The 2,511-nt window shown below is 68.4% G+C and carries 2 protein-coding genes and 2 pseudogenes; all 4 read left to right on the top strand.

Going from position 1 to position 2,511, the window contains the following annotated elements; genetic code table 11:
• A pseudogene (locus GPA_RS19890) lies at nt 1–191 on the top strand (NADH-quinone oxidoreductase subunit C); the annotation flags it as partial.
• A gap of 1 nt (nt 192) precedes the next feature.
• Nucleotides 193–1,282 (top strand): annotated as a pseudogene (locus GPA_RS01970) (hydrogenase large subunit).
• A gap of 6 nt (nt 1,283–1,288) precedes the next feature.
• A complete protein-coding gene (locus GPA_RS01965; protein ID WP_015538791.1) occupies nt 1,289–1,657 on the top strand; it encodes a 4Fe-4S binding protein in 369 nt (122 codons plus the stop codon).
• A gap of 165 nt (nt 1,658–1,822) precedes the next feature.
• Nucleotides 1,823–2,500, top strand: a complete 678-nt coding sequence (locus tag GPA_RS01960; protein ID WP_015538790.1) for a CDP-alcohol phosphatidyltransferase family protein — start codon at nt 1,823–1,825, stop codon at nt 2,498–2,500.
• Nucleotides 2,501–2,511: the final 11 nt, after the last annotated feature.

The raw sequence follows: 2,511 nt of genomic DNA, 5'->3' as shown, positions 1-2,511 counted from the left end.
CCGCCTACGTGGAGACGCACCCCGACGCCGCGCCCGCCCCCGGCGAGCACGGCTACATCGCGCCGCCCGAGGACGACGATCTGGAGACGAAGCTGGCCGGCATGGACCCCGAGATGGTCGCCCGCGTGCGCGCGGCCATCGCCGCGAAGGCCAAGAAGGCGGCCGCCGAGGCCGGGAAGGAAGGTGAGTAGCATGGGGAAGGCGACCGTCATCCCGTTCGGCCCGCAGCACCCGGTGCTGCCCGAGCCCCTGCACCTCGACCTCGTGGTGGGAGGACGAGACCGTCATCGAGGCCGTGCCGCAGATCGGCTTCATCCACCGCGGGCTCGAGAAGCTCGTCGAGACGCGCGACTACAACCAGTTCATCTACGTGGCCGAGCGCATCTGCGGCATCTGCGCCTTCGGGCACTCCATGGGCTACGCCGAGACGGTGGAGAAGCTCATGGGCGTTGAGATCCCCGAGCGCGCCGAGTACCTGCGCGTCATCTGGCACGAGCTGTCCCGCGTCCATTCCCACGTGCTGTGGATGGGCCTGGCCGCCGACGCGTTCGGCTACGAGAGCCTGTTCATGCACTGCTGGCGTTTGCGCGAGCGGGTGCTCGACATCTTCGAGAAGACCACCGGCGGGCGCGTCATCTTCTCGGTGGTGAAGGTGGGCGGCGTCGTGCGCGACATCGACGAGGGCATGCTCGCCGAGATGAAGCGCGTGCTGGACGGCATCAAGGACGACTACCGCCAGCTCTGCAACGCGTTCCTCAAGGACACCTCGGTGAAGAACCGCACCGTGGGCATCGGCTACATCAGCCCCGAGGATGCGTTCTCGCTGAGCATGGTGGGCCCCTTCGCCCGCGCGTCCAACGTGAACAACGACGCGCGCTGCCTGGGCAACGGCGGCTACGGCAAGCTCGCCGACTTCCGGCCGGTGCTCGACACGCAGGGCGACTGCTACGCCCGCGTGAAGGTGCGCGCGCTCGAGGTGCTGCAGTCGATCGACATCATCGAGGAGATGATCGCGAAGATACCCGCCGGCGACATCGCGGTGGACGTGAAGGGCTCGCCCGCGCCGGGAGCCGAGGCGGCCAACCTGGTGGAGCAGCCGCGCGGCGAGTGCTACTACTATGCGCGCGGCAACGGGTCGAAGTACCTGGAGCGCATGCGCATGCGCACGCCCACCTCGCAGAACCTGGCCGGCATGGCCACGGCGCTGGCCGGATGCGACCTGGCCGACGTCAATATGATCGTGCTGACCATCGACCCCTGCATCAGCTGCACGGAAAGGTAGGCGGGAATGGGATCGTTCAAACTGGGAAAGATGACGCTGAAGTCGCTGTTCGGCAAGCCGGAGACCATCCAGTACCCCGTCGAGCAGAAGACGCCCCCGCCGGGCCTCAAGGGCCACGTGACCAACAACGTGGACGCGTGCATCCTGTGCGGCATCTGCATGAAGCGCTGCCCCTGCGACGCCATCACGGTGGACAAGCCGGCCCGCACGTGGTCCATCAACCGCTTCCGCTGCGTGCAGTGCGGCACGTGCGTGCGCGAGTGCCCGAAACAGTGCCTGGCCATGGAGCCCACGTACACGCCGCCCGCCACCGAGAAGCGCTCGGACGTGTTCGAGGTGCCCGAGCATGCGAAGGCGGCTGCGGCGCAGTCTTAAAAATCTGCGAAGGATGCGTGGGCGCGTCGGCGGGCGCGCGCAAAACTGCTAGAATGAACGCCGATAGGCAAGGGACCGGGCTTCGAGCCCGGTCTTTGCGTGGGAGGCCGCCGCGGGTCTTGGCCGGCGGCTCCTGCGCAGGGCGGACGGCGGGAGAAGAGGACGATGGCAGGCAGAGAAGCGCGCGGGGCCGCGGGACCGAAGGGCAAGGAGGAGGCGAGCAACCGCATCTTCACCGTGCCGAACATCATATCGCTCATCCGGCTGTGCCTCGTGCCCATCTTCCTCGTGCTGCTGTTCAACGGCTACGACCTCATGGCCACGTTCCTGTTCGCGCTGGCCGCGGGCACCGATTGGGTCGACGGGCAGATCGCCCGCCGCACGCACGCCGTGTCGAAGCTCGGCCAGCTGCTGGACCCGGCCGTCGACCGCATCCTCATGATAGCGGGCGTGGCGGGCCTGTTCCTGGTGGGACGGCTGCCGCTTTGGATCATACTCGTCGTGCTGATACGCGACCTGGCCCTGCTCGTGGGCGGTGCGGTGCTGCTCAAGCGCTACCGCGTGCGCGTGGCGGTGGTCTATGCGGGCAAGGTGGCCACCACGCTCTTGTTCGTGGGCTTCGCCGGGCTGCTGCTGAACTGGCCGCTGCTGGAGGGCCTCGGCGTGGTGGACGCCGCCTGGCTGCCGGGCCTCGCGGCGGGCCCGTACTCGTGGGGCATCTGGTTCGTGTACGCGGGGCTCGTGCTCGCGCTCCTCACCACGGCCTACTACGCCGTTTCCGCCTTCGCGAAGGTGCGCGCCGCCAAGCGCGAAGCCGAAGCCGCCCAGCCGGAGCGTCGGTAGCCGATGGCGGG

Source organism: Gordonibacter pamelaeae 7-10-1-b (assembly GCF_000210055.1).
Taxonomy (GTDB): Bacteria; Actinomycetota; Coriobacteriia; order Coriobacteriales; family Eggerthellaceae; genus Gordonibacter; species Gordonibacter pamelaeae.
This window is presented reverse-complemented; position numbering and strand designations above follow the sequence as displayed.

Bases quoted from the DNA above. Each gene is read 5' to 3' on its own strand.
- GPA_RS01965 (WP_015538791.1), top strand. From the start codon at position 1,289: ATGGGATCGTTCAAACTGGGAAAGATGACGCTGAAGTCGCTGTTCGGC.
- GPA_RS01960 (WP_015538790.1), top strand. From the start codon at position 1,823: ATGGCAGGCAGAGAAGCGCGCGGGGCCGCGGGACCGAAGGGCAAGGAG.